Source organism: Pseudomonas sp. TJI-51 (assembly GCF_000190455.2).
Lineage (GTDB): Bacteria > Pseudomonadota > Gammaproteobacteria > Pseudomonadales > Pseudomonadaceae > Aquipseudomonas > Aquipseudomonas juntendi.
In genome coordinates, this window is the sequence record NZ_AEWE02000131.1 from 1 (window position 1) to 23,856 (window position 23,856).

At 67.9% G+C, this 23,856-nt stretch carries 10 protein-coding genes; 7 read left to right on the forward strand and 3 right to left on the reverse strand.

Annotated elements, in window-relative coordinates:
• From G1E_RS23960 to G1E_RS23970, 3 genes are all read left to right on the forward strand, one after another.
• The coding region (locus tag G1E_RS23960; RefSeq protein WP_047150161.1) for an efflux RND transporter periplasmic adaptor subunit at positions 1-502 on the forward strand (502 nt) is incomplete at its 5' end.
• 2 nt (positions 503-504) lie between these two features.
• Positions 505-2,472: a MacB family efflux pump subunit gene (locus G1E_RS23965; protein ID WP_009684732.1), complete on the forward strand. Its 1,968-nt coding sequence runs from the start codon at positions 505-507 to the stop codon at positions 2,470-2,472.
• A 4-nt stretch (positions 2,473-2,476) separates the two neighbouring features.
• Positions 2,477-3,880: an efflux transporter outer membrane subunit gene (locus tag G1E_RS23970; protein ID WP_047150162.1), complete on the forward strand. Its 1,404-nt coding sequence runs from the start codon at positions 2,477-2,479 to the stop codon at positions 3,878-3,880.
• 29 nt (positions 3,881-3,909) lie between these two features.
• Here G1E_RS23970 and G1E_RS23975 read toward each other — a convergent pair whose 3' ends face one another.
• On the reverse strand, positions 3,910-5,517 hold the full coding sequence (locus tag G1E_RS23975) for a PvdJ/PvdD/PvdP-like protein (protein ID WP_084728220.1): 1,608 nt from the start codon (positions 5,515-5,517) through the stop codon (positions 3,910-3,912).
• 147 nt (positions 5,518-5,664) lie between these two features.
• Here G1E_RS23975 and G1E_RS23980 point away from each other — a divergent pair, with 147 nt between their 5' ends.
• From G1E_RS23980 to G1E_RS23995, 4 genes are read left to right on the forward strand one after another with little or no spacing between them, the layout of a single operon-like run.
• The gene (locus tag G1E_RS23980; protein ID WP_175442614.1) at positions 5,665-7,041 is read left to right on the forward strand and encodes a dipeptidase; all 1,377 of its coding nucleotides are present in this window, start codon (positions 5,665-5,667) and stop codon (positions 7,039-7,041) included.
• Positions 7,038-7,916 carry a formylglycine-generating enzyme family protein gene (locus tag G1E_RS23985; protein ID WP_009684738.1) on the forward strand — a complete coding sequence of 293 codons (879 nt, stop codon included), beginning with the start codon at positions 7,038-7,040 and terminating at the stop codon, positions 7,914-7,916. Before G1E_RS23980 ends, G1E_RS23985 begins: the two co-directional genes overlap by 4 nt.
• Before the next feature lie 16 nt (positions 7,917-7,932).
• Complete coding sequence (locus G1E_RS23990; protein WP_047150163.1) at positions 7,933-9,042, forward strand: pyridoxal phosphate-dependent aminotransferase; 1,110 nt, start codon at positions 7,933-7,935, stop codon at positions 9,040-9,042.
• Between the two features lie 59 nt (positions 9,043-9,101).
• On the forward strand, positions 9,102-10,751 hold the full coding sequence (locus tag G1E_RS23995; RefSeq protein ID WP_009684741.1) for a cyclic peptide export ABC transporter: 1,650 nt from the start codon (positions 9,102-9,104) through the stop codon (positions 10,749-10,751).
• Positions 10,752-10,798: 47 nt separating this feature from the next.
• Here the strand turns inward: G1E_RS23995 and G1E_RS24000 are convergent, their stop codons facing one another.
• On the reverse strand, positions 10,799-11,758 hold the full coding sequence (locus G1E_RS24000) for an alpha/beta hydrolase (RefSeq protein ID WP_047150164.1): 960 nt from the start codon (positions 11,756-11,758) through the stop codon (positions 10,799-10,801).
• A 140-nt stretch (positions 11,759-11,898) separates the two neighbouring features.
• Positions 11,899-23,715 carry a non-ribosomal peptide synthetase gene (locus G1E_RS24005; RefSeq protein WP_052960518.1) on the reverse strand — a complete coding sequence of 3,939 codons (11,817 nt, stop codon included), beginning with the start codon at positions 23,713-23,715 and terminating at the stop codon, positions 11,899-11,901.
• Between the last annotated feature and the right edge of the window lie 141 nt (positions 23,716-23,856).

Sequence of the window (23,856 nt, forward strand, 5' to 3'; positions counted from 1 at the left end):
GTCGGAAGCCGACATCGGCCAGGTCAAGCCAGGTATGCAAGCCTACTTCACCACCCTCAGTGGCGGTGGCCGGCGCTGGACCAGCACCGTGCGGCAGATCCTGCCGATCCCACCCAAGCCTCTGGACCAGCTCAGCCAGGGCGGTGGCAGCCCAGCACCGGCCGGGGCCAGCGGCGGCACCAGCAGCGGCGCCGGGCGCGTGGTGCTCTACACCGTGCTGCTGGACGTCGACAACGCCGACAATGCACTGATGGCCGACATGACCGCCCAGGTCTTCTTCGTCGCCGGCAGTGCCCAGAACGTGCTCACCGCCCCGGTCGCCGCCCTGGCAGGCAAGCCAGACCAACCCGACCAGCGCACCGCCCAGGTACTCGCCGACAACGGCCAGGTCCAGCAACGCGCCGTGCGCATCGGGCTCAGCGATCGCCTGCGGGTTCAGATCCTCGATGGCCTGAAGGAAGGCGACCGCCTGCTGATCGGCCCAACCGGCAACGGAAGTTGAGCATGCCTACACCGCTGATCCAGCTGAGCGGCATCCGCAAGGCCTATGGCGGCGGCGACAGCCCCACCGTGGAGGTGCTGCGCGGCATCGACCTGAGCATCCATGCCGGGGAATTCATCGCCATCATCGGCACCTCGGGGTCCGGCAAGTCGACCCTGATGAACATTCTCGGCTGCCTGGACCGGCCCAGCGCCGGCCAGTACCGCTTCGCTGGCCAGGACGTGGCCGAGCTCGATGACGACCAACTGGCCTGGTTGCGCCGTGAAGCCTTCGGCTTCGTGTTCCAGGGCTACCACCTCATCCCCTCGGCCTCGGCCCAGGAAAACGTCGAAATGCCGGCCATCTACGCCGGCACCCCCGCCGCCGCGCGCGCCGCACGCGCCCAGGTGTTGCTGCGGCGCCTGGGGCTGGGCGAACGCACCGGCAACCGCCCGCGGCAATTGTCCGGTGGCCAGCAGCAGCGAGTGTCGATTGCCCGTGCGCTGATGAACGGCGGGCACATCATCCTCGCCGACGAGCCCACCGGTGCGCTGGACAGCCACAGCGGCACGGAGGTCATGGCCCTGCTCGACGAGCTGGCGCAGCAAGGCCACGTGGTGATCCTGATCACCCACGATCGCAACGTCGCTGCCCGCGCACAGCGCATCATCGAGGTGCGCGACGGCGCGGTGGTCAGTGACAGCGCCGTCGGCCAGCCGCCCCCTGCAGCCAAACCCGGCGCCCTGCAGGCCGACGCCCTGCGCCAGCGCCTGGCCCACGCCAACCAGGCGCGCAGCCCCTGGCTCGGCGAAACCCGCGACGCCCTGGTGGCCGCCTGGCGGATGATGTGGACCAACCGCACGCGCACCGCCTTGACGCTGCTGGGCATCATCATCGGCGTGGCCTCGGTGGTGGTAATGCTGGCCGTGGGCGAAGGTAGCAAGCGCCAGGTGATGGCGCAGATCGGCGCCTTCGGGTCCAACATCATGTTCATGAACGGCGCCCCGGCCACCCCGCGCGCGCCACCAGGCCATATCCGCCTGAGCGACGTGCAGGCCCTGGCCGAGCTGCCCCAGGTCAAGTCGATCATGGCCGCGACCACCTTGCAGGCCCAGGTACGCTACGGCAACGGCGAGATGACCTCGACCATCGGCGGCTACAGCCCGGCGTTTCCATCGATCCTCAACTGGCCGGTGGCCGAGGGCAGCTTTTTCGACGAAACCGACATGGCCACGGGTGCTGCCGTCGCGGTCATCGGCTCCGAAGTCAAAAAGAAGCTCTTCGCCGACGGCCAGGACCCGATCGGCCGTTACATCCTGGTGGAGAACGTGCCCTTCCAGGTCATCGGCGTGCTGGCCAGCAAAGGTTCCAGCGGCGCCAACCAGCGCAACGACCTGCGCATCGCCATTCCCTATTCGGCTGCGCGCATCCGCCTGTCCGGCGTCGAGTACCCCGAATATGTGATCATCGCCGCCACCGACAGCACCCTGGTGCATGAGGCGGAACAGGCGATCCGCAGCTTGATGACCAGCCTGCACGGTGGCATCCAGGACTTCGAGATCGACAACAGCGCCGCCCTTATTCAGGCCGAAGCACAGACCCGCAACGGCCTGTCGCTGATGCTTGGGGCCATCGCCGCCATCTCGCTGCTGGTGGGCGGTATCGGGGTGATGAACGTGATGCTGATGACCGTGCGCGAGCGCACCCGCGAGATCGGCATCCGCGTGGCCACCGGGGCCCGCCAGCGCGACATCCTGCGCCAGTTCCTCACCGAAGCCGTGGTGCTGTCGCTGGTCGGTGGCGTCACCGGCGTGGCCCTGGCCCTGCTGATCGGGGCAGGCCTGAACCTGGCCAAGGTGGCCGTGGCGTTTTCCGCCCTGGCCATGTTCGGTGCCTTTGCCTGCTCGGTCGCCACCGGTGTGATCTTTGGCTTCATGCCAGCCCGCAAGGCCGCCGGGCTCGACCCGGTGGCCGCCCTGTCCAGTGAATGAACCCATGACCAAAGCCCCGTTTGCCTTGATCCCCCTGCTGGCGCTACTCGGCGCCTGCAGCCAGACCACCCCGGTGGACAACGCGGTTGCCCCACCGCCCGGCTGGCAAAGCCCGGCCGTGCCCCAGGCGCAGGCCGTGGACATCGAGCGCTGGTGGGCGAGCTTCAACAGCCCGCAGCTGGCGCGCCTGATCGACCAGAGCCGGCAAGGCAGCCACGACCTGAAGGCGGCCATGGCCAGGGTGCGCCAGGCCGGCGCCGATGTGCGCATCGCCGGCGGCACACTGCTGCCGCGGCTCGATGCCAGCGCCAACGCCTATCGCCAGCGCCTGCTCAAGGGCCAGGGCTACAGCGAACTGGACGCTTCCAGCAGGGAGCGCACCTACCATTACTTCAACACGGCACTCACGGCCAGCTATGAAGTGGACTTCTGGGGGCGCAACGCGGCCACGCGCGACAGCGCCGGCCACAGCCTGCAGGCCAGCGAATTGGACCGCGACACCCTTGAGCTGAGCCTGGCCGGCCAGGTCGCGGACACCTACCTGGCAGCCCTGGCGGCGCAGGAGCAGACCCGTATCGCCACGTTGAACCTGGGCAATGCGCAGAAAATCCTCGACGTGGTCCGCACCCGCTACCAAGCCGGCTCCGCCACCGCGCTGGAGCTGGCCCGGCAGCAGAGCCTGGTGGCCGGCCAGCAGCGCCAGTTGCCGCTGTACCGGCAGCAGGCCCGCGACGCGCTGATCACCCTGGCCACCTTGCTCGGGGAGCCGGTGCAGAACCTACAGTTGGAGGCACTGCCCTTCGAGCAGCTGCAAGGCCCCGCCATCGATGCCGGCATCCCCAGCCAATTGCTCACGCGCCGCCCCGACATCGCCGCAGCCGAAGCGCGCCTGGCCGCGGCCCAGGCCGACGTGCGCGTGGCCCGCGCGGCCCTGTTCCCCACGCTGACCCTGAGCGCCAGCCTGGCCACCGGCGACCGTCAGGCCGCCGACCTGTTGCGCAACCCGGTGCTCAACCTGGGCGCGGGTTTGACCGCACCGATCTTCAACAACGGCCAATTGCGCGCCGAGCGCGACAAGGCCTTGGCGCGTCACGAAGAACTGCTGGAAACGTACCGCGGGGTGCTGGTCACCAGCTTCGGCGAAGTGGAGAAGGCGCTCAACAGTGTCGACGGCCTGGACCGCCAGGCCCGCTGGCAACAGCAAGCGCTGCAACAGGCGCAGCGCGCCTTCGACCTGGCCGAAAGCCGCTACCGCGCCGGGGCAGAAGACCTGCTCAGCGTGCTGCAGGCGCAAAGCAGCCTGTTCGACGCCCAGGCCGAGCGCGTGCAGCTGCGCAGGGACCGCCTGCAAGCCAGCGTGGCCCTGTACAAGGCCCTGGGCGGCGGCTGGGCGACACAGCAACGGTGAGGCCCGGGCGGTGGCCGCGCCAGCCGCGGCTACAGCCCATCCTTGCGCGGCCCCGGCGCCAGGTACCGGGCGAACCACGGCCGGCTTGGCGGCACACGCTTCATCAGCCGCTCGGCCTCCTGGTCCGGGCTGAAGATCACTTGCAGCGCCAGTTTCATGGTCTCGATGTCCAGCTGGCTGCCACCACCATTGCCTTTGCCCCAGGCACCGCAGCCTTCGCTGGACGGCCCCAGCCACGGCTCGGCCACGCGTACCCAGCGCCCCGGCGCGAACCAGGGAATGCCGTTGACGGTCAAGCGCCGCACTTCCCCTGGGTGTGCCTGTTCATGGGCCAGGAACCAGTCCTCGAGGCGGTCGTCGAGCCAGCCATGGAAGGCCCAGAACACCGGGTTCACATGGGACGAGAACGGGTCGCCGAGAAAATCGTTGCTCGCCCCGAACCAGCGCTCGGAAAAGTCATGGTTGCGCCGCGCATAGGCCATCGGCCAGCCGGTGTTCGGGTCCTGGGCCATGGCCGCCCAGCGCATGTGCAGCCAGTCGTGGATGCCCAGTTCGATGCGCGAGCCCAGCTCCCCCAGGCACAGCGTGCTGAGGTACTCGGGGTCGTGCAGTTGCGCTTCCCACAGCTGGAAGTTGGCGTACAGGCCTTCGCGGCTCTTGATGTAGTACAGCCACTGGTTGAAGTGGTCATCGTCGTCGGCCTGCCAGCAAGGCGGCACGCTGTAGCCGGTGACGTTGTTCATGTAGTCGGCGAACGCCTGCCGGTTCTCGCCCACAAAAGGGCGCGGCGCCGGCAGGCACGGCCACGAACGCAGGTCCTGCGCCTGGCGCACGCCATGCAGCATGTGCCGGTGCATGAACAGGAAGTCCTCGCCCGAACCGTTGAGGTGGCGGTCATGGCCACGGGCATTGCGCTCCTTGCCCAGCGGCCCGGCCTGCCAGCCCAGGCCACGCACGGCCTGGCGCCGGGATTCGTCAATGCGGTGCCAGCGGTCACGGGTGGCATGCCAGAGCTGGTGAAAGTAGCGCCAGCCCGGCGAAATCAGTTGCTCGTGCAGCGCCGGAACGAAGGCCAGCCGCTCTCGCGCCGGCACGAAAGGCCGACGACGGGCGACGAAGCGGCCCTGGGGCCCGGAAAACCCCGCCTGGACACCGGCCAGGCGTACCTGGCCGCTGAGGGTGGCACCGCCACCGCCTTGGCTCCAGTCCCCCCAGATCTCATCGAGCACCGCTTCGCAGTCGTAACCCTGGCCGCTCGTCGAGATCAGCTTGAGGCGCAGGTGCGGCAGGCGCTCGGCGGCCAGCGGCGCATACACCTGCATGCCGTCGGCATAGGGCGGCAGGCCCAGGTAGCCGCGCACGGCCCGGGCCCCCTGCCCCACGTCCAGCAGCAGTTCCAGCGGCCGCACCAGCTCGGGCAGCGCCGCATCGCCCGCCACCAGGTGCCACTCCCAGATACCCGTCAGGCGCTCGCCCAGCAGCGCATTAGGCACATCGTCCACCGGCACCGCCGGTTCGTCGGAGGCCAGCTCCGCCTCCTGGGCTTCGTCCCATTTCTGCCAGGCGAAATAACCCGTGGGCAGCACTGCGCCGGCGGCCACAAGCCCTGCCAGCATTCCTCGGCGTGACACCTTCATCCACTGTACTCATGACGTGACTACTCCAGCGAAAACGAATGGTCACAAAGGCGATTTAGGCGTTTGGTAAATTCTTCCGCCATCGACTCGTATCACCCAACAAGTTCGAACGGCATGGGGCCGTCGTCCAGGCGGGTCGAAATGGCAATGACGAAACACCTCCTTTTCTCGCGCAAGTGGCCGTGGCTGCTGGCCCTGGTCCTGCTGCTGGCCGCTGCGGGCAGCGGCGCCTGGTGGTACTGGGTGTACCTGCCGGCACACCCCTACAGCCGCGCCATCGTGCAGCGCGCCAACGCCCTGCAGGAACGCATCCTGGCGCTGGACGGGCACCTGGACGTTCCCCTGAACTATGGCACCGATGGCCGTGAGGCCAACCGCGACGGCCCAACCCAGTTCGACCTGGTCAAGGCCGGCAAGGCACGCCTGCGCGGCGCCTCGATCGCCATCTGGTCCTGGCCCGAGTTCTGGAGCGGGCCGAACTGGCCGCACCGCCCCACTGCCGGCTTCCAGGCCGCCATGGCCAACGAGCTGGAGGTGCGCTACAAGATCATCACCGGCATCGCCCGCGACTTCCCCAACCAGGCCGGCATCGCCTACACCCCGGCAGACTTCCGCCGCCTGGCCGACGAGGGCAAGTTCGCCATCGTCATCAGCATGCTCAACGCCGCCCCGCTGGGCGACGACGTCGACAAGCTCGACCTGTGGGCCGCGCGCGGCGTGCGGGTGTTCGGCCCCGGCTACGTGGGCAACAACAGCTGGGTGGACTCGGCACGCCCGCTGCCCTTCCTGGGCGATTCGACCGACCCGCTGGGCGGCCTGTCACCGTTGGGCCGCCGCGCCGTGGCCAAGCTCAACGACCTGGGCGTGGTGATCGACGTATCGCAGATGTCCAGCCAGGCCCTGACCCAGGTCACCCAGCTCAGCCACGCCCCGGTGATCGCCTCGCACACGGGTGTGCAGGGCATGATGGACATCCGCCGCAACCTCAGCGACGCCGACCTGGCCCACATCAAGGCCACCGGCGGCCTGGTCAACATCGTCGCCTACTCCAAGTACCTCAAGCCGTTCTCGCGCGAAACCATCGCCCGGATGAACGCCCTGCGCGAACGCTACGGTCTGCCCGACGTGCAGAACCAGACGCAGATGGGCACCACCACGGACCCGGTGTTCTCGATCTGGCCAGAGAAGAAGTTCGGCGAATTCCTCACCCCCTTCTACGACATCCTCGGCCAGGAACCCGAGGCCACCCTGGCCGAGTACGTCGATTCCATCGACTACGCGGTGAAGAAGATCGGCATCGACCACGTCGGCATCAGCTCGGACTTCAACGACGGCGGCGGCGTGATCGGTTACCAGAACGTCGGCGAAAGCCGCAACGTCACCGCCGAGCTGATCCAGCGCGGCTATTCCGACGAAGACATCGCCAAGCTCTGGGGCGGCAACTTCCTGCGTGTGTGGGACACCGTCCAGAGGGCCGCCAAGCCGGCCAACACGCCTGTCACTCAACTACAAGGACACCCATGAAACGCCTTGACCTGCTGCTCGCCCTAGGATGCCTTTCGCTGTCGGCGCATGCGCTGGCCGCCGACCCGACCGAACCCGGCAAAGTCTTCACCGACTGCAAAAAGAACTGCCCGGAAATGGTCGTGCTGCCCGCCGGCAGCTTCGTCATGGGTACCCCCGATGACGAAGTCGGCAAGCAGGACGACGAAAATCCCCTGCACACGGTGACCTTCGCCCGCCCCTTCGCGGTCAGCCGCTTCACCATCACCGCCGCGCAGTGGCAAGCCTATGCCAAGGCCACCAAGACCGTGCTGCCCGATGGTGACCTGCGCCCCGGCCGCCTGTGCCAGAACGGCAAGCCCCGCTATGCCCAGGGCCCGCGCCAACCGGCCGTGTGCATGACCTGGTTCGAGGCCCGCGACTACATCGCCTGGCTGGCCAAGACCACCGGCAAGCCCTACCGCATGCTCAGCGAAGCGGAACGCGAATACGCCGCCCGTGCCGGCTCCACGGGCTCGTTCCCTTTCCCGTTCGACAAGGAAGGCGAGTACACCATCAGCAAGCACGCCAACGTCTACGGCCCGGCCGACGGCTTCTCGTTCACCTCGCCGGTCGGCAGCTTCCCGCCCAACGCCTTCGGCATGTACGACATGCACGGCAACGTCTACGAATGGCTGGAAGACTGCTGGCACACCGACTATGTCGGCGCACCCACCGATGGCAGCGCCTGGACCACCGGCGGCAACTGCGGGCATCGGCAGATCCGCGGCAACGACTATAGCGAGCCGGCGATTTTCTCGCGCTCCGGCAACCGCAACGAACGCGAACCTCAGGTGCGCGGTGACTGGCTGGGCTTTCGCGTAGCCCGCGACCTGGACGTTGACCACCAGGACTGACCCGAGGAGCAACCCCATGAGTGCTTTGAGCCGACGACGCTTCGTCACCACCGCTGCGCTGGCCAGTGCCGCCCCCGCCTTGCCTGCCTGGGCCGCGCAACTGCCTGCCGGCCCCGTGCCGGACCCGGTCTTTGGCGACGACATCGTGCGCCTGGACTACAACGAAAGCCCGTACGGCCCGAGCCCTTTGGCGGTCAAGGCCCTGGAACAGGGCGGCCGCCAGAGCGGGCGTTACTATTACGAACAACAGGTCCGCCTGATCGAACTGTTCGCCCGGCAGAACGGCATCCCCGAGGATCACGTGGCGGTGTTCTGCGGCTCGCGCCCCCCCCTGCAATACGCGCTGGCCCAATACGCAGGCCCGCGCAGCGTGGTCACCGCCGCGCCGACCTACGACTCGGTGGCGGCCGGCGCCAGCAGCGTCGGCGCCGCCGTGCACGAGGTGCCCCTCGATGCCCGCCACGCCCACGATGCACGCGCCATGCTGGCCGCCGACCGCAATGCCGGGGTGATCTACCTGTGCAACCCCAACAACCCCACGGGCACCCTGACCCCACGCGCCGACATCGAGCAGGTGGTCACGCACAAGCCCGCCGGCTGCCTGGCAATCATCGACGAGGCCTATATCCACTTCAGCGATGCCCCGCCCTGCCTGGACCTGGCCGTGCAGCACGACGACGTGATGGTCCTGCGCACCTTCTCAAAGCTGTATGGCATGGCCGGCGCACGCCTGGGCCTGGCCATCGCCAGGCCTGCCGTGCTGACCGCGCTGCAGCGCTTCAACGGGCGCAATTTCATTTCCCTGGCAGCCTCCCTGGGCGGCATCGCCAGCCTGGAGCAGGCCGACCTGGTCAGCGAACGCAAACGCACCAACCAGCAGATCCTGCACAGCACCACCGAGCACCTGCGCGCCGCCGGCTACCGCTGCACGGACGCCCAGGCGAACTGCTTCATGGTGCAGCTCGGGCGCCCTGCGCAACCGGTCATCGAAGCCCTGGCCCGGCGCAAGGTCCGGGTCGGGCGAGTGTTCCAGGCATGGCCCGACTGGATGCGCGTGACCGTGGGTACACCGCAGCAGATGCAGGCGTTTCTGGCGGCCTTCGAGCAGGTCATGACCGCGGCCTGACGCCTGATCCGGCACTTATGCACGCTAACCAGCGTTTGATGCGTCACAAGGAGTACACCATGTCACCGCAACCTAAAAGCGCGCTACGGGAGTTGTTCACCCTGCTGCGCCCGTTCAAATACACCGTACTGGGTTCCGTGCTGCTGGGCGTAGTCGGTGGCTTGAGCATCACCGTCCTGCTGGCGACCATCAACCGCGCGCTGCATGCCCAGGGCGGCCTGGGCCAGGGGGTGGTGTGGCTATTTGCCGGGCAGTGCCTGGTAGCGCTGGCCAGCTCGATCTTCTCCGACCTTGGCACCAACCGCGTCGGCCAGTCGATCATCGCCTCGCTGCGCAAGGAACTGGGCGAGAAGGTGCTGTCTGCGCCCATCGAGCAGATTGAGCGTTACCGCAGTCACCGCCTGATACCGGTACTGACCCATGACGTGGACACCATCAGCGACTTCGCCTTCGCCTTCGCCCCCCTGGCCATATCCATGACCGTTACCCTGGGCTGCCTTGGCTACCTCGCCTTGCTGTCATGGCCGATGTTCCTGCTGATGCTGGTGGCCATCGCCCTGGGCACGGGCGCCCAGTACCTGGCCCGGGCCAAAGGCATGAAAGGCTTCCTGGCCGCGCGCGATGCCGAGGACGAGCTGCAGAAGCACTACCACGCCATCGCCGCCGGCGCCAAGGAGCTGCGCATCCACCGGCCACGCCGCCAGCGCATGTTCAGCAGCCACATCCAGGGCACCGCCGACCGCATCCGCGACACCCAGATCCGCTCGATCAACACCTTCGTCGTGGCCAAGAGCTTCGGCTCCATGCTGTTCTTCGCGGTGATCGGCGTGGCGCTGGTGCTGCAGTCGCTGTGGCCGGCCGCGGACGCCTCGGTGATGAGTGGCTTCGTGCTGGTGCTGTTGTACATGAAGGGCCCGCTGGAGCACTTGGTCGGCACCCTGCCGATCGTCAGCCGGGCACAGATCGCCTTCCGCCGCATCGCCGAGCTGTCCGAGCAGTTTTCCTCGCCCGAGCCGCACCTGCTGCTGCAGGACCGCAAGAGCCAGATGACCGGCCTTGCCACCCTGGAACTGCGCGACGTGCGCTACGCATTCCCACCGGTTGAAGGCAGCGCACCGTTCGCCCTGGGCCCGGTGAACCTGGAAATCAAACAGGGCGACATCGTCTTTATCGTCGGTGAGAACGGCTGCGGCAAGACCACCCTGATCAAGCTGCTGCTGGGGCTGTATGCGCCGCAGCAAGGGGAGATCCGCGTCGACGGCCAGGCCATCGACGCGCAGCACCGCGACGACTACCGTCAGCTGTTCACCACCATCTTCGCCGACTACTACCTGTTCGAAGACCCGGCCATGGGCCCACAGCAGGTCCCCGACAGCGCCCAGACCTACCTCAAGCGCCTGGAGATCGCGCACAAGGTGAGCGTGCGCGACGGCGTGTTCAGCACCACCGACCTGTCCACCGGGCAACGCAAGCGCCTGGCGCTGATCAATGCCTGGCTGGAGGAGCGCCCGGTGCTGGTGTTCGATGAATGGGCCGCAGACCAGGACCCGACGTTCCGCCGGGTGTTCTACACCGAGCTGCTGCCGGAGCTCAAGAAGCTGGGCAAGACCATCATCGTCATCAGCCACGACGACCGATACTTCGATGTCGCCGACCAGCTGGTGCGCATGCAAGCCGGCCAGGTGCTCTGCGAGCTGAACGTTGCCTGAGTGAACCAACGCACCGCCGGCAGCCCTGCGCTGCCGGCGGTCAGGCTTCAGGCCTGCTGCCGCAACCAGTCGGCGGCAGCCTGGTACAGCCCCTCCACCCCGCCATTGAGGACCCCGGACATCCGCAGGAAGTCGTGGGTCAACCCCTCCTCCAGCCGCAACGTCACCGGCGTGCCGCCACGCTTTAGAAACTCGGCATAGGCCAGCCCTTCATCGCGCAACGGGTCGTACTGCGCCACGCTGACGTAAGCGGGGGCCAATGGCCGCCCATGGTCGGCCAGCAACGGCGACACCCGCCAATCGTCACGCCTGCCCGCCTCGCCCAGGTAGTGCTGGTAGAACCAGCCCATCGTCTGGTGCTCCAGCAGGTACCCCTCGGCGTATGCACGGCTTGATTCATAGGTCACCGAGGCATCGCAGACCGGGTAGAACAGCATCTGCGCCGCCAGGGCGAAACCGGCGTCAGGGCCTTGCGTGGCCGCGGTGTGTGCCAGCAAGGTAGCCAGGGTGGCGCCGGCGCTGTCCCCCGCCACCACCAGGCGCGACGCGTCCAGGCCCAGCGACGCTGCATTGGCCGCCAGCCAGCAGGCGCTGTCGAGGGCATCGTCCAGCGCCACCGGAAAGCGATGCTCAGGGGCCAGGCGGTAGGCCGGGGCCAGCACGGCATGCCCCGTAGCTTGCGCCAGGCGACGGCAGACCACGTCGTGGGAGTCGAGGCTGCCGACCACGTAACCGCCACCATGGAAGTACAGCATCACCGGGGCCTGGGCCTTGCAGGCCGGTGCGCGGTAGAGCCGGGCTGACAGCCGCGCGCCGTCGCGCGCGGGAATGTGCAGCGCGGTGACCGCGATATCCTGCGGCGGGGCCGGGTCCAGCAACAGGGCGCTCAGCTCGAATTCCGCGCGCGCCTGTTCGACGCTCTGCTCATGCATGGGCAGGCTTTTACCGGTAGCCCTGCCGAACTCCACCAGTTCCAGAAACGCTTCCAGATCGGGATGCAGCGACATCTTGGTTCTCCTTGAAAAGAACTTCATAGCGGTGAAAAACAAAACCCCCACGCAGCGACGCCGGGTGGGGGCACAGTCGGATCAATGGGCCCGCGCAGCCAGGGCAGCGCCCGGGGGCAGCTGCCCTGTGCGCGCCTCGGTCAGGCGGACACCTTGCGCGCCAGTGCGCCGCCCAGCCCCGCCAGCAAGCTCGGGTGCCTGAGGATGCCGTAATGGTCACTGTCCAGAGCAAACCGGGCCACCTGGACCGCCACGTGCCGTTCGAAGCCGGCCTGCGCCGCGCCAGGCACGGCGTGCGCCCACCAGAAACTCACCGGGCCAGCCAGTTTCGGCAAGGCCAGGGCCTGCAATGACAAGTCGCGCAGGCGCAACCCGACAATGAACCCCTGGGCCAGGTCCTCGGCATCGAAGCCGGTGCCGCCGGCAATGCCGCTGGCGAAGTAGGCGGTGAGCTGTGGCAACGAAGGCAAGGCTGTCGCCTCGAAGTTCGAGGGCAGCGAACCCGCTGGCTGGGCGACGTTCATCACCTGGCAGAAGCCGGCCAGTTCCTCGCGCCAGTCGAAGGCCTCGGCTGACGCCTGCTGTGCAGGTTCCAGCGGGATGAAGCTGTCCACCAGCGAGACGTGCTCGACAACCTGCCCTTGCTGGCGCAGCTCGGCCGCCACCAGCACCGCCAGTACCCCACCCAGCGACCAACCGAGCAAACGGTACGGGCCGTCGGGCTGCTTCTGACGAATGTACTGGGCATAGTCGATGGCCATGCTCGCCAAAGATTCGTCCTGCCAGTCCGGGTCCAGCAGCATGCGGCACTGCACGCCGTAGACACTGCACTCGCCCTTCAGGTGGCGGGCCAGGGGTTCGTAGTCGAACACCGTGCCGTAGCCTGCATGCAGGCAGAACAGCGGTGGCACGTTGCTCACCGGGTCGTTGAGCAACAGCAGCGGGTCGAGTTCACCCGCCGCCGGCTCGCTGTAACCGGACAGCTCGGCAATCGTCGGCCGGCTCATCAGGTCGCGCAGCTTGAGCTCGAACCCTTCGCGCTGCAGGCTGCGCACCCGCGAGATCACCTTGAGGCTGCGCAGCGAGTCGCCGCCGCGTTCGAAGAAGTTGTCCGTCACCCCCACCCGTTCGACGCCCAGCACATCGGCCCAGATCTGCGCCAGCTGCTCCTCGAACAGGTTGCGCGGTGCCACATATAGCGCTTCAGGTTCACTGCAGTCCGGATCAGGCAGCGCCTTGCGGTCGACCTTGCCGTTCGGGTTGAGCGGCAGGGCATCCAGCAGCAGGATGCGGGCGGGCACCATGTAGTCGGGCAGTACCGCACGCAGCTGCTCGCGCAGCGCCTCGCCGATGTCCGGGCTGGCGGCGGTGCTGGTCACGTAGCCGACCAGGCGCTTGTCGGAACCCTCCCCTTGCACGCTCACCACCGCATCGCGCACGCTTTCGCAATCGCGCAGGCGCGCCTCGATTTCGCCAAGCTCGATACGGAAACCGCGGATCTTCACCTGTTGGTCCAGGCGGCCCAGGTAATCGTATATCCCATCGGCGCGTCGGCGCACCAAGTCACCACTGCGGTACAGCCGCCCGCCGGCCTGGAACGGGCTGGCCACGAAGCGCTCGGCGGTAAGCCCGGGGCGTTGGTGATAACCGCGGGCCAGGCCCTCGCCACCGATGTACAGCTCACCGGCCACGCCATCTGGCAGCAGGTTCAGCTGATCGTCCAGCACATACAGCTCACGGGCGCCCACGGCTTCGCCGATCGGCGCGATAGGGCCGCCGCAAGGCTGATCGCCAGCGACCTTCCACAGCAGCGGCGTTACCACGGTTTCGGTTGGGCCATAGCCGTTGGTCAGGTAACGCGGCTGCAAGCTGGCCTTGACTTGCTCGAAGGTGGCCTGGGCCACCGCGTCGCCGCCGAAGCAGTAGGTGTGTACCGCAGGTGGCGCCACCGTTTCCAGGGCGGCCTGCTCGGCCAGTTGCTGCAGGTAGGCCGGCGGGAAGCAGGCAATGCTGATCGCCTGCTCGCGCAGGGTGCGCAGGGTCTGCTCGGCGGTCCACAGCTGGTTGTCACGCATCACCAGCCGCCCACCGGCCAGCAGCGTCGACAGCCAACGCTCCTGGGCACCGTCGAAGGCGAACGACATGAACAGCAGCTCGCGGGTGTCGCGGTCCATGCCGTAACGGGCGATGATCGCCTGGCAGTGCATGCTCAACGGGCCATGGCCCACCGCCACGCCCTTGGGCTGGCCGGTGGAGCCCGAGGTGTAGATCATGTAGGCCAGGTTGTGCGCCTGCACCGGTACTTGCAGCGCGCGGGCAGGCTGCGCCGCCAGGTCCAGTTCGTCCAGCGCCAGGCACTCGGAGCCGGGCGTCACCGGCAGGCGTGGCAACAGCGCAGAGTGGCTCAGGAGCAGGGCCATGCCCGAATCCTGAATGATCCATTCCAGGCGCTCGCGGGGGTAGTCGATGTCCAGCGGCACGTAGGCCGCACCGGCCTTGAGCACGGCATAGAATGCCACGATGCTCTGCACCGACCGTTCCAGGGCCACGCCCACCCGGCTCTCAGGCCCGATGCCCCGGGCCACCAGCACCTGCGCCAGCTGGTTGGCACAGCGCTCCAGGGCATCGAAGCTCAGCTGCTGCCCGCCACACACCACAGCGATGGCATCGCCCCGGCGCTGGGCCTGGGCCGCGATCAGCTCGGCGACCGACGTGCGCTGCGGCGTCACGGGCGCAACGTCTGGCGTTGCCGCGGCGCACATGGGCAGGTTGCCCAGGCAGGCCTCGGGGTTGGCCAGGATGGCGTCAAGCAGGGTTTCGAAGGAGGCGACGATGTTCGCCACCACCGGCTCGCTGAAGCGGCTGCGCAGGTAGAGGAACTCGATGCTCAAAGTGTTGCCCAGGTTCACCGCCAGGTCCATGGCGTAGTTGGTCACATCCCGCGACTGCACCTCGCCGAAGCTCAGGGGGCCACCCACGCCTTGCTGCAGGCGGTCGTCGATCGGGTAGTTCTCGAACACCACGATGCTGTCGAACAGCGGCAGGCCGCTGCGGCCGCTCCAGCGCTGGATATCGGCCAGCGAGGTGTGCTCGAAGTCACGGGCCTCCAGGTTGTAGGTCTGCAGCGCCTGCAACCACTGCGCCACCGGCTGGGTGGCGAGCGGGCGCTGGATGACCGGGATGGTGTTGATGAACAGGCCCAGCAGCTTGTCGGCACCGGCCACGTCGGCGGGCCGGCCTGCAACGGTTGCACCGAAGCACACCCGCGCCTGCCCGGTGTAGCGCTGCAACAGCAACAGCCACACAGCCTGGATCAGGGTGTTGGGGGTGACCCGCTGGCGTTGGGCGAAGTCTTGCAGGCCCTGGGTGCGTGCCTGGTCCCACTTCAGGTACAGCGCGGCATGCCCGGGCAGCGGCGTTTCGGGCTGTGGCAGAACGCTGGCGAGCAAGGTCGCGGCACCCTCGCCGTCCAGTTTTTCCTCCCAGAAGCGCTGGGCGGCCTGCAAGTCCTGGCGCTGCAACCAGTCGATATAGTCGCGGTAGCGGCAGGCCTGGGGCTCGGGGGCGTGGCCGGCGTAACTGGCCAGCACGTCGGCGATCAGCCGCGAGGCGCTCCAACCGTCCATCAGCAGGTGGTGGCTGGTCCAGATCAGGTGGTGGCGATCCGCCAGGCGGATCAAGGTCAGGCGCATCAGCGGCGCCTGGGCCAGGTCGAAGCCGCGACGCCGATCCTCCAGCACCTGCTGCGCCAGGTCATCCTCGCTCACCGCCCTGGTCGACCAGTCCAGCAGGCGGATGTCCAGCTGCGCCTGGCGCTGCACCAGTTGCACCGGCTCCGCCAGCGATGCGCCTTGGTGGAAGCTGGTGCGCAGTATCGGGTGATGGGCGACCACCTGTTGCCAGGCGGCGACGAAGCGCTCGGCCTCAAGCCCGGTGACAGGCACGCTGGTCTGGTTGATGTACAGGTCCGCCTGGTCGTCTTCGCTGGCGTGGAACAGCATGCCTTGCTGCATGGGCGACAGCGGGTAGATGTCCTCGATGTACGCGGCCGGGACCGGCAGGTTGTCCAGTTGCGCCTGGTCGAGGCCCGACAGCGGCACGTCCGATGGCGTGATACCCGCCGCCTCGCCGCTGACGCAATGGGCGATCAGGGCCTTGAGCTCGGCGGCGTATTCATCCGCCAGGCGCTGCACCGACGCCGGCTTGAACATCTCGCGGCTGAAGCTCCAGCCCAAGCTCAGCTCGCCACCGTAGACCCGGCCATTGATCGACAGCCAGTTACCCAGCGGGGCTGCTTCGCTCAGGCTGGCACCGCTGCTTTCCACCGCCGGCGTCAGCAGCCCGGCGCCGGAGGCTTCGGCGAAGCTGCCGTCGAACTGCCCCAGGTAGTTGAACGTAATGCGCGGCACCGGCAAGGCGGCCAGCGCCTCACGGGCCGGCTGATCGGCCAGGTAGCGCAACGCACCGAAGCCGACCCCCTTGTCGGGGATTGCCCGCAGCTGTTCCTTGATGCGCTTGAGCGACTGCGCCAGCGACGGCGCCGGGCTGAGCTTGACCGGGAACAGGCTGGTGAACCAACCCACGGTACGGGTCAGGTCGACATTGTCGAACAGGTCTTCGCGGCCATGCCCCTCCAGCTGCACCAGCACGTGCTCCTGCTCGGTCCAGCGTGCTATCACCCGGGCCAGGGCGGTCAGCAGCAGGTCGTTGACCTGGGTGCGATAGGCCGCCGGCGCGTGTTGCAACAGGGCACGGGTGTCTTCGGCGCCCAGGCGGGTATGGGCAACTGCCTGGTGTACCCCTTGCAGCGAGCCTGACGGGTTGTCGCACGGCAGGTCGGCCTGCACATCGGTCAACAGGGCCTGCCAGTACGGCAACTGCTCGCGGCCGCTGCCCTGGGCGTAACCGCGCAGGCTTTCGGCCCAGGCACGGGTGGAGCTGGTCTTGGCCGGCAGGCTGACTGGCTGCCCTGCGCGCAATTGGCCATAGGCGTTCTGCAGGTCTTCCAGAAGGATGCGCCAGGACACCCCGTCTACCGCCAAGTGGTGAATCGCCAGCAACAGCCGTTGGTCGCCGTCGGGCAAGGTGGCGAATACTGCGCGCAGCAACGGCCCCTGGGCCAGGTCAAGGCTGCGCTGGGCGCGCTCGCACACGGCCTCCAGGGCCGGAACATCGGCCACGGCCTCGTGCCAGAAGCACGAAGGCTGCTGCGCAACCTCCCGATACCGGCCCGCCCAACGGCCGTCATCGGCCTGGGCGAAGCTCAGGCGCAGGGCATCGTGGTGGGCGATCAGGGCCAGCAGCGCCTGTTCCAGCAATTGCCCGTCCAGCGCCTCGACCGGACGCAACAGTAACGCCTGGTTCCAGTGATGCCGCGCGGGAATCGGCTCATCGAAGAAGTAGTGGTGAATCGGCAGCAGCACGGCCTGGCCGGTGACCGGGCCCTGGTCGATCTGCACGTCGCCCGCTGCGCCCTGGGTGGCCACGGCGGCCAGCCCCTGCACGGTCTGGTGCTGGAACAACTGCTTGGGGGTGATGCGGATACCGGCCTGACGCGCCCGGCTGACCACCTGGATCGAGATGATCGAGTCGCCGCCCAGTTCGAAGAAGTTGTCTGCCAGGCCGACCTGGTCCAGTTTCAGCACATCGGCCCAGATCGCCGCGATCTGCTGTTGCAGGGGCGTTTCAGGGGCGACGAAGGTTTGCCGCACCTGGTTGGCATCGGGTGCCGGCAGTGCCTTGCGGTCGAGCTTGCCGTTGGCGGTGAGTGGCCAGGCGGCCAGGAACACCTGGTGCGCCGGGACCATGTGGTCCGGCAGGCTCGCCAGCAGATAGTCACGCAATTCGCCGCGCAAGGCATGCTGCGCAGCCAGGTCCAGCGCCTGCGCCTGATCGGCGATCAGGTAGGCCACCAGCTGCTTGCCGGCAGCGCCGTCGACGTCCAGCACCACCGCCTCCGCGACCCGAGGGTGAGCCTGCAGGCGTGCTTCGATTTCACCCAGCTCGATGCGGAAACCGCGGATCTTCACTTGGTGGTCGATACGGCCCACGTAGTCGATGCTGCCCTCGGCCCGGTAGCGTGCCAGGTCGCCGGTGCGGTACAGCCGGCCACCGCCCTGGGGGCTGGTGTCGAACGGGTCGGGGATGAAGCGTTCGGCCGTCAGCGCCGGGCGCTGGTGGTAGCCACGCGCGAGCCCTGCCTGCCCAATGTGCAGCTCGCCCTGGCTGCCGGCCACAGCCAGCTCCAGGTTGGCGTCCAGCAGGTACCAGGACAGGTCGGGGATGACCTCGCCGATGGGGCTGAGCCCTTCGCGGTGCACATCGGCCAGGCACAGCGGGCGGTAGCTGACGTGCACCGTGGTCTCGGTGATGCCGTACATGTTGACCAACTGCGGGCGCTGGTCGCCAAAACGCTCGAACCAGGGCCTGAGGCTGGCGACGTTCAGCGCCTCGCCGCCGAACACCACGTAGCGCAAGGCCAGGGCCGCCGGGTCCTGGTTCGGCTGGCAGGCGATGGCCACCAGCTCCTTGAACGCCGAGGGCGTCTGGTTGAGCACGGTGACCTGTTCGCGCACCAGCAGGGCGTGGAAGTCTTCCGGCGAGCGGGCCACGTCGCGCGGGACGATGACCGCCCGGGCGCCATGCAGCAGCGCGCCAAACACTTCCCACACGGAGAAGTCGAAGGCGTAGGAGTGGAAGACGCTCCAGACGTCCTCGGCAGTGAAGCCGAACCAGTCCTGGGTGGCCTGGAACAGGCGCATCACGTTGGCATGCGGCAGCAGCGTACCCTTGGGCCTGCCAGTGGAGCCCGAGGTATAGATCACATACGCCAGGTTCTGCGGCGAGGTCTGGTTGCCAAGGTCAGGCTGGTCATCGCCCGGTGCCGGCTCGTCCTGCTCCAGCACCAGGCTCTGCACACCGGGGGCCAGGGGCAATTGCGCCAGCAATTCGGGCTGGGTCAGCAACAGGGTGATGCCACTGTCCTCAATCATGTAGGCCAGGCGGTCCTGCGGGTATTCCGGGTCCAGCGGCACATAGGCGCCCCCGGCCTTGAGGATCCCCAGTAGCCCGACCACCATGTCCAGGCTGCGGGCCATGGCCAGGCCCACGCGCACGTCGGCGCCAACGCCAAGGTGGCGCAGCCGGCGCGCCAGGCGGTTGGCGCGCTGGTTGAGTTGCCGGTAGGTCAGGTGCCGACCTTCGCAGGTCACGGCCACGGCCTGCGGCGCACGCGCAGCTTGGGCCTCGATGGCCTGGTGCACGCACAGCTCGACCGGGTGCTGAACCGGTGCCGGGTTCCAGGCCTGGATCACCTGCTGGCGGCTGTAGGCATCGAGCAGCGGCAAGTCGGCGATGCGCGCTTCAGGTTGCTCGACGATGCCATGCAGCAGCACCCGCCAGTTGTCGGCCAGGGCCTGCACCGTCTGCCGGTCGAACAGCGCAGTGGCGTAGCTCAGCGAAGCGCCCAGGCCATCGGCGTGCTCGAAGGTGTTCAAGGTCAGGTCGAACTGCGCGCTGTGGCGCTCCCAGGACAGTCGCTGCAAGCTCAGGCCCGGCAGTTCGCGGGTCTCGCCACGCACCTGGGTCTGGTGGTTGAGCATCACTTGGAACAACGGGCTGTGGCTGAGGCTGCGTTCCGGCTGCAGGGCATCCACCAGTTGCTCGAACGGCAGGTCCTGATGGGCCTGCGCCGCCAGGGCGGTATCCCTGACCTGCCCCAGCAGCGCCTTGAACGACAGCTGCGGATCACAATCCGCGCGCAGCACCTGGGTGTTGACGAAGAAGCCGATCAGCCGCTCGATCTGCGCCCGGTTACGGTTGGCGATCGGCACGCCGACGCGAATGTCGCGCTGCCCGGTATAACGGTGCAGCAGCGCCTGGAAGCTGGCCAGCAGGACCATGAACAGGGTTGCATTGTGCTGCTTGGCCAATTGCTTGAGCGCCACGGCCAGCCCGTCGTCGAGGACGATGTCGTGGTTGGCCCCGGCCAGGCTCTGCACCGCCGGGCGCGGGCGGTCGGTGGGCAGTTCCAGCACCGGCTGGTCGCCGCCCAGCTGTTGCTGCCAGTAGGCCAGCTGGCGTTGCTGCTCACCCGCCTGCATCCACTGGCGCTGCCAGGCCGCGTAGTCGGCGTACTGTACCGCCAGCGCCGGCAAGGCCACTGGCTGGCCGCTGCACAGGCCGGCATAGTGCTGTTCGAGCTCTTCCACCAGGATCGGCATCGACCAGCCATCGGTGACGATGTGGTGCAGGGTGAGGACCAGCACGTGGTCGTCATCGGCCAGGCGCAGCAGTTTCACGCGCAGCAGCGGGCCTTGCGCCAGGTCGAAGGGGCGCTGTGTTTCCGCTTCGATCAGGCCCTGGAGCCAGGCTTGCAGCGCATCGCCGGCAGGCGCGGTGACGGGCTCGGCCTGGAGGCAGAACGCCTGGTGCGGATGAATCACCTGCACCGCCTGGCCATCCTCGACCCGGAAGGTGGTGCGCAAGGTTTCGTGACGCAGCGTCAGCGCCTCGAAACTGCGGCCCAGGGCGCTGACGTTCAGTTGCCCGCGCAGGCGCAGCGCCGCGGGGATGTTGTAGGCACTGCTGTCGGGGTCCAGTTGCCACAGGAACCACTGGCGATGCTGGGCGTAGGATAGGCTCAGCGGCTGGCTGCGGTCCACGGCTACGATGGGCGGCGCACCGTCGTCACTGCCCTGCCCGGCCAGCGCCGCGAAATCGGCCAGCACCGGCTTCTCGAACAAGGCGCGCAACGGCAGGTCGAGGCCCAGGGCCTGGCGCAGGCGCGAGATCACCTGGGTCGCCAGCAGCGAATGCCCACCCAGCTCGAAGAAATTGTCGTGTCGCCCCACACGCTCGAGCTTCAGCACCTGAGCCCAGAGCCTGGCGATCTGTTGCTCATGGTCACCCTCGGGCGCCACATAGCCGGCCCCGAAGCTGGCCTCTGGTTGGGGCAGTGCCTTGCGGTCGAGCTTGCCATTGACGGTCAGGGGCAGCGCCTGCAGGAACATCAGGTGCGCAGGCACCATGTGCTCCGGCAGCAGCCCGCGCAGGTAGTCGCGCAGCTGGCTGCGCAGGGTGTCCTGTTGCGCAGCGCTGACCGCGTGCTGGTCGCCGGTCAGCAGGTAGGCGACCAGTTGCTTGCCGCCCGGCCCGTCCCGGTCGAGCACCACCGCCTTGGCGATGCCGTGATGGTCTTGCAGCCGGGCTTCGATCTCGCCCAGCTCGATGCGAAAACCGCGAATCTTCACCTGGTGATCGATGCGGCCCCGGTAGTCGATGATGCCATCGGTGCGATAACCGGCAAGATCGCCCGTACGGTACAGGCGCCCACCACCCGCGGGGCTGTCATCGAAGGGGTCGGGCACGAAGCGCTCGGCCGTCAGCCCCGGGCGCCCATGGTAACCACGGGCCAGGCCGGCACGGCCGACATGCAGCTCCCCCTGGCACCCCGGTGCGACCAGGTTGAAGTCGCGGTCCAGCAAGTACCAGGAGAGGTCCTCGATGACCGTGCCGATCGGGCTTGCGCCTTGCAACGCCAGGTCGGCGCGGCTCAGCGGGCGATAGGTGACATGCACCGTGGTCTCGGTGATGCCATACATGTTGATCAATTGTGGCTGGCGGTCGCCAAAACGCTCGAACCAAGGCTTGAGGCTGGCGACGTCCAGGGCCTCGCCGCCGAACACCACGTAGCGCAGCGCCAGGGCCTGGTCGGCATTGGCCGCCGCGCAGGCGACCGGGATCAGCTGGCCGAACGCCGACGGTGTCTGGTTGAGCACGGTGACCCGTTCGCGCACCAGCAAGGCATGGAAGTCCGCGGCCGAGCGCGCCACCTCCCGCGCCACGATCACCGCGGTGGCGCCATGCAGCAAGGCACCGAACAGCTCCCACACGGAGAAGTCGAAGGCGTAGGAGTGGAACACGCTCCACACATCGTGCTCGTCAAACCGGAAATCCGCCTGGGTCGCCTGGAACAGCCGGGCCACGTTGCGGTGCGCCAGCAAGGTGCCCTTGGGCTTGCCGGTGGAGCCCGAGGTGTAGATGACGTACGCCAGGTTGTCGGGGTCGGTGGTATTGGCAGGGTTGCTGTCAGGGTAATCGTTCAGCAGCGCCGGCTGGTCGAGCTCGATGCAGCTCACGCCTTCGACCTCGGGCAACTGGCCACGCGACTGGCTGTGGGTCACCAGCAAGGCGATGGCACTGTCGGCCAGCATGTAGGCCAGCCGCTCGGCCGGGTACTCGGGGTCCATTGGCACGTAGGCGCCACCTGCCTTCAGGATCGCCAGCAGGCCGACCACCATGTCCACGCCCCGCTCCAACGCGACCCCCACCCGCACGTCAGGCCCTACACCCGCTGCCCGCAGCAGGTGCGCCAGGCGGTTGGCCCGTCGGTTGAGCTCGTCATAGGTCACCCGCTGCTCGCCCGCCACCACGGCGATAGCCTGCGGCACCCTGGCCGCTTGCGCCTCGATGGCCACATGCAGGCATGGCGCGGCCGGGTATTCGGTGAGCGCCGGGTTCCACTGGGCGATGACCCGATGCTGCTCGTCGGGCGCCAGCAGCGCGAGCTCCGCGAGGGGCCGCTCGGGTGCCTCGGCCAGCCCTGCCAGCAGGTGCAGCCAATGCCGCCCAAGGCGCTCGATGGTTGCGCCGGTGAATTGACCTGCGTCGTACTCCAACACCGCGCTCATGGCCTCGGGGGCGTAGTCGACATCCAGCGACAGGGCGAACTTGGCCTGCTGCGGGCCGGTCGCGAGGAAATCGACGGCCACCTCCCCCAGGCGCAGCGCTGCCGGCCGGTCGCCATCCACCCGCCAGTTGAACAAGGTCTCGAACGTGGCGCCAGCCTGCCCCTGCTGCTCAAGCAGCTCGATCGGCCAGTCGGCGTGCTCCAGCAACGCCAGGGAATGACGCCGGATACCCTGCAGGAACGCCTGCCCCGTGGTCGCGCCGTCAACCTGCACGCGATACAGCTGGGCGTTGACGAAGTAACCGACCAGGTCCTGGATCTGTGCGCGGTTGCGCGCAGCATTGGGCACGCCGACGCAGAAATCGGCCTGGCCACTGTAGCGCGCCAGCAGCAGCTGCCAGGCGCCCAGCACGAAGGCGAACGGCGTCAGCCCGAGGCGCTCGCACTGGGTGTGCAGGCGGGCCATCAGCGCCGCGGGCACGCTTACCCGGTGCAGCGCCGCAATGCCAGACTGCGCGGCATGGGGCGCGCGATCGACCGGCAAGCTCAGTGGGGCGATGTCCCCTGCCAGGTAGTCTTTCCAGTAGGCCTGGGCTCGCCCGTATTCCGCCGTGCCGGGGTATACGTGGCGTTGCCAGTGGGCGTAGTCCGCATATTGCACCGGCAAGGCCGGCAAGGGCGTGGTGTCGCCTTGCAGGGCCTGGGTGTAGGCCAGGGTCAGGTCACGCAGCAGGATCGGGTTGGACCAGGCGTCGGAGACGATGTGGTGCATGTTCAGGAACAGCACATGCTCCTGCGGGCCAAGCTCGAACAGCACGCAACGCAGCAGCGGCGCCTGCCCCAGGTCGAACGGTTGCAGGGTCAGCGCTTGCAGGCGCGCGGCCAGCAGCTGCCGGCGCTCGGCACCGTCCGCCGCGGCCAGGCGTTCGACCTGCAGCAGCGGGCGCGTCGCGTTGTCCACCACTTGCATGGGCTGGCCATCGACCGCTTCGAAGCCGGTGCGCAGGATCTCGTGGCGTGCCACCACCTGCTGCAGCGCCGCCTCCAGCACCGCCACTTGCAAGGGGCCGACAAGGTGCAGCGCGCGCGCCAGGTGGTAGGCAGAACTGCTCGGGTCCAGTTGCTGCAGCACCCACAGACGCTGCTGGGCGAACGAAGCCTGACACGTGAATGGCCGCCCCATGGGGCAAATGACGCCGGGATCGTCGCTGTCGTCAGCCATCAACAGCGCCAGCAGGTCATCGTCGGTCAAGGGGGTGGAAGACATCAGTGTCGGCCTCGTGTCGAAGGGTGCGGGAAGTGCGTCGTCCTCAGTTGACGAAAGGCTTGCGGCGAAATTTACACGGCTGGGCGGCCCGCAGCGGGCGCCCTGGCGGCCTGCCCGGCGAAACGAAACCGGCCGGTCCCT

What these genes read in the sequence shown, in the direction of transcription:
- G1E_RS23995 (WP_009684741.1), top strand. Translation starts at nt 9,102, where the DNA reads ATGTCACCGCAACCTAAAAGCGCGCTACGGGAGTTGTTCACCCTGCTG.
- G1E_RS23970 (WP_047150162.1), top strand. Translation starts at nt 2,477, where the DNA reads ATGACCAAAGCCCCGTTTGCCTTGATCCCCCTGCTGGCGCTACTCGGC.
- G1E_RS24000 (WP_047150164.1), bottom strand. Translation starts at nt 11,758, where the DNA reads ATGTCGCTGCATCCCGATCTGGAAGCGTTTCTGGAACTGGTGGAGTTC.
- G1E_RS23975 (WP_084728220.1), bottom strand. Translation starts at nt 5,517, where the DNA reads ATGAAGGTGTCACGCCGAGGAATGCTGGCAGGGCTTGTGGCCGCCGGC.
- G1E_RS23985 (WP_009684738.1), top strand. Translation starts at nt 7,038, where the DNA reads ATGAAACGCCTTGACCTGCTGCTCGCCCTAGGATGCCTTTCGCTGTCG.
- G1E_RS23965 (WP_009684732.1), top strand. Translation starts at nt 505, where the DNA reads ATGCCTACACCGCTGATCCAGCTGAGCGGCATCCGCAAGGCCTATGGC.
- G1E_RS24005 (WP_052960518.1), bottom strand. Translation starts at nt 23,715, where the DNA reads ATGTCTTCCACCCCCTTGACCGACGATGACCTGCTGGCGCTGTTGATG.
- G1E_RS23990 (WP_047150163.1), top strand. Translation starts at nt 7,933, where the DNA reads ATGAGTGCTTTGAGCCGACGACGCTTCGTCACCACCGCTGCGCTGGCC.
- G1E_RS23980 (WP_175442614.1), top strand. Translation starts at nt 5,665, where the DNA reads ATGACGAAACACCTCCTTTTCTCGCGCAAGTGGCCGTGGCTGCTGGCC.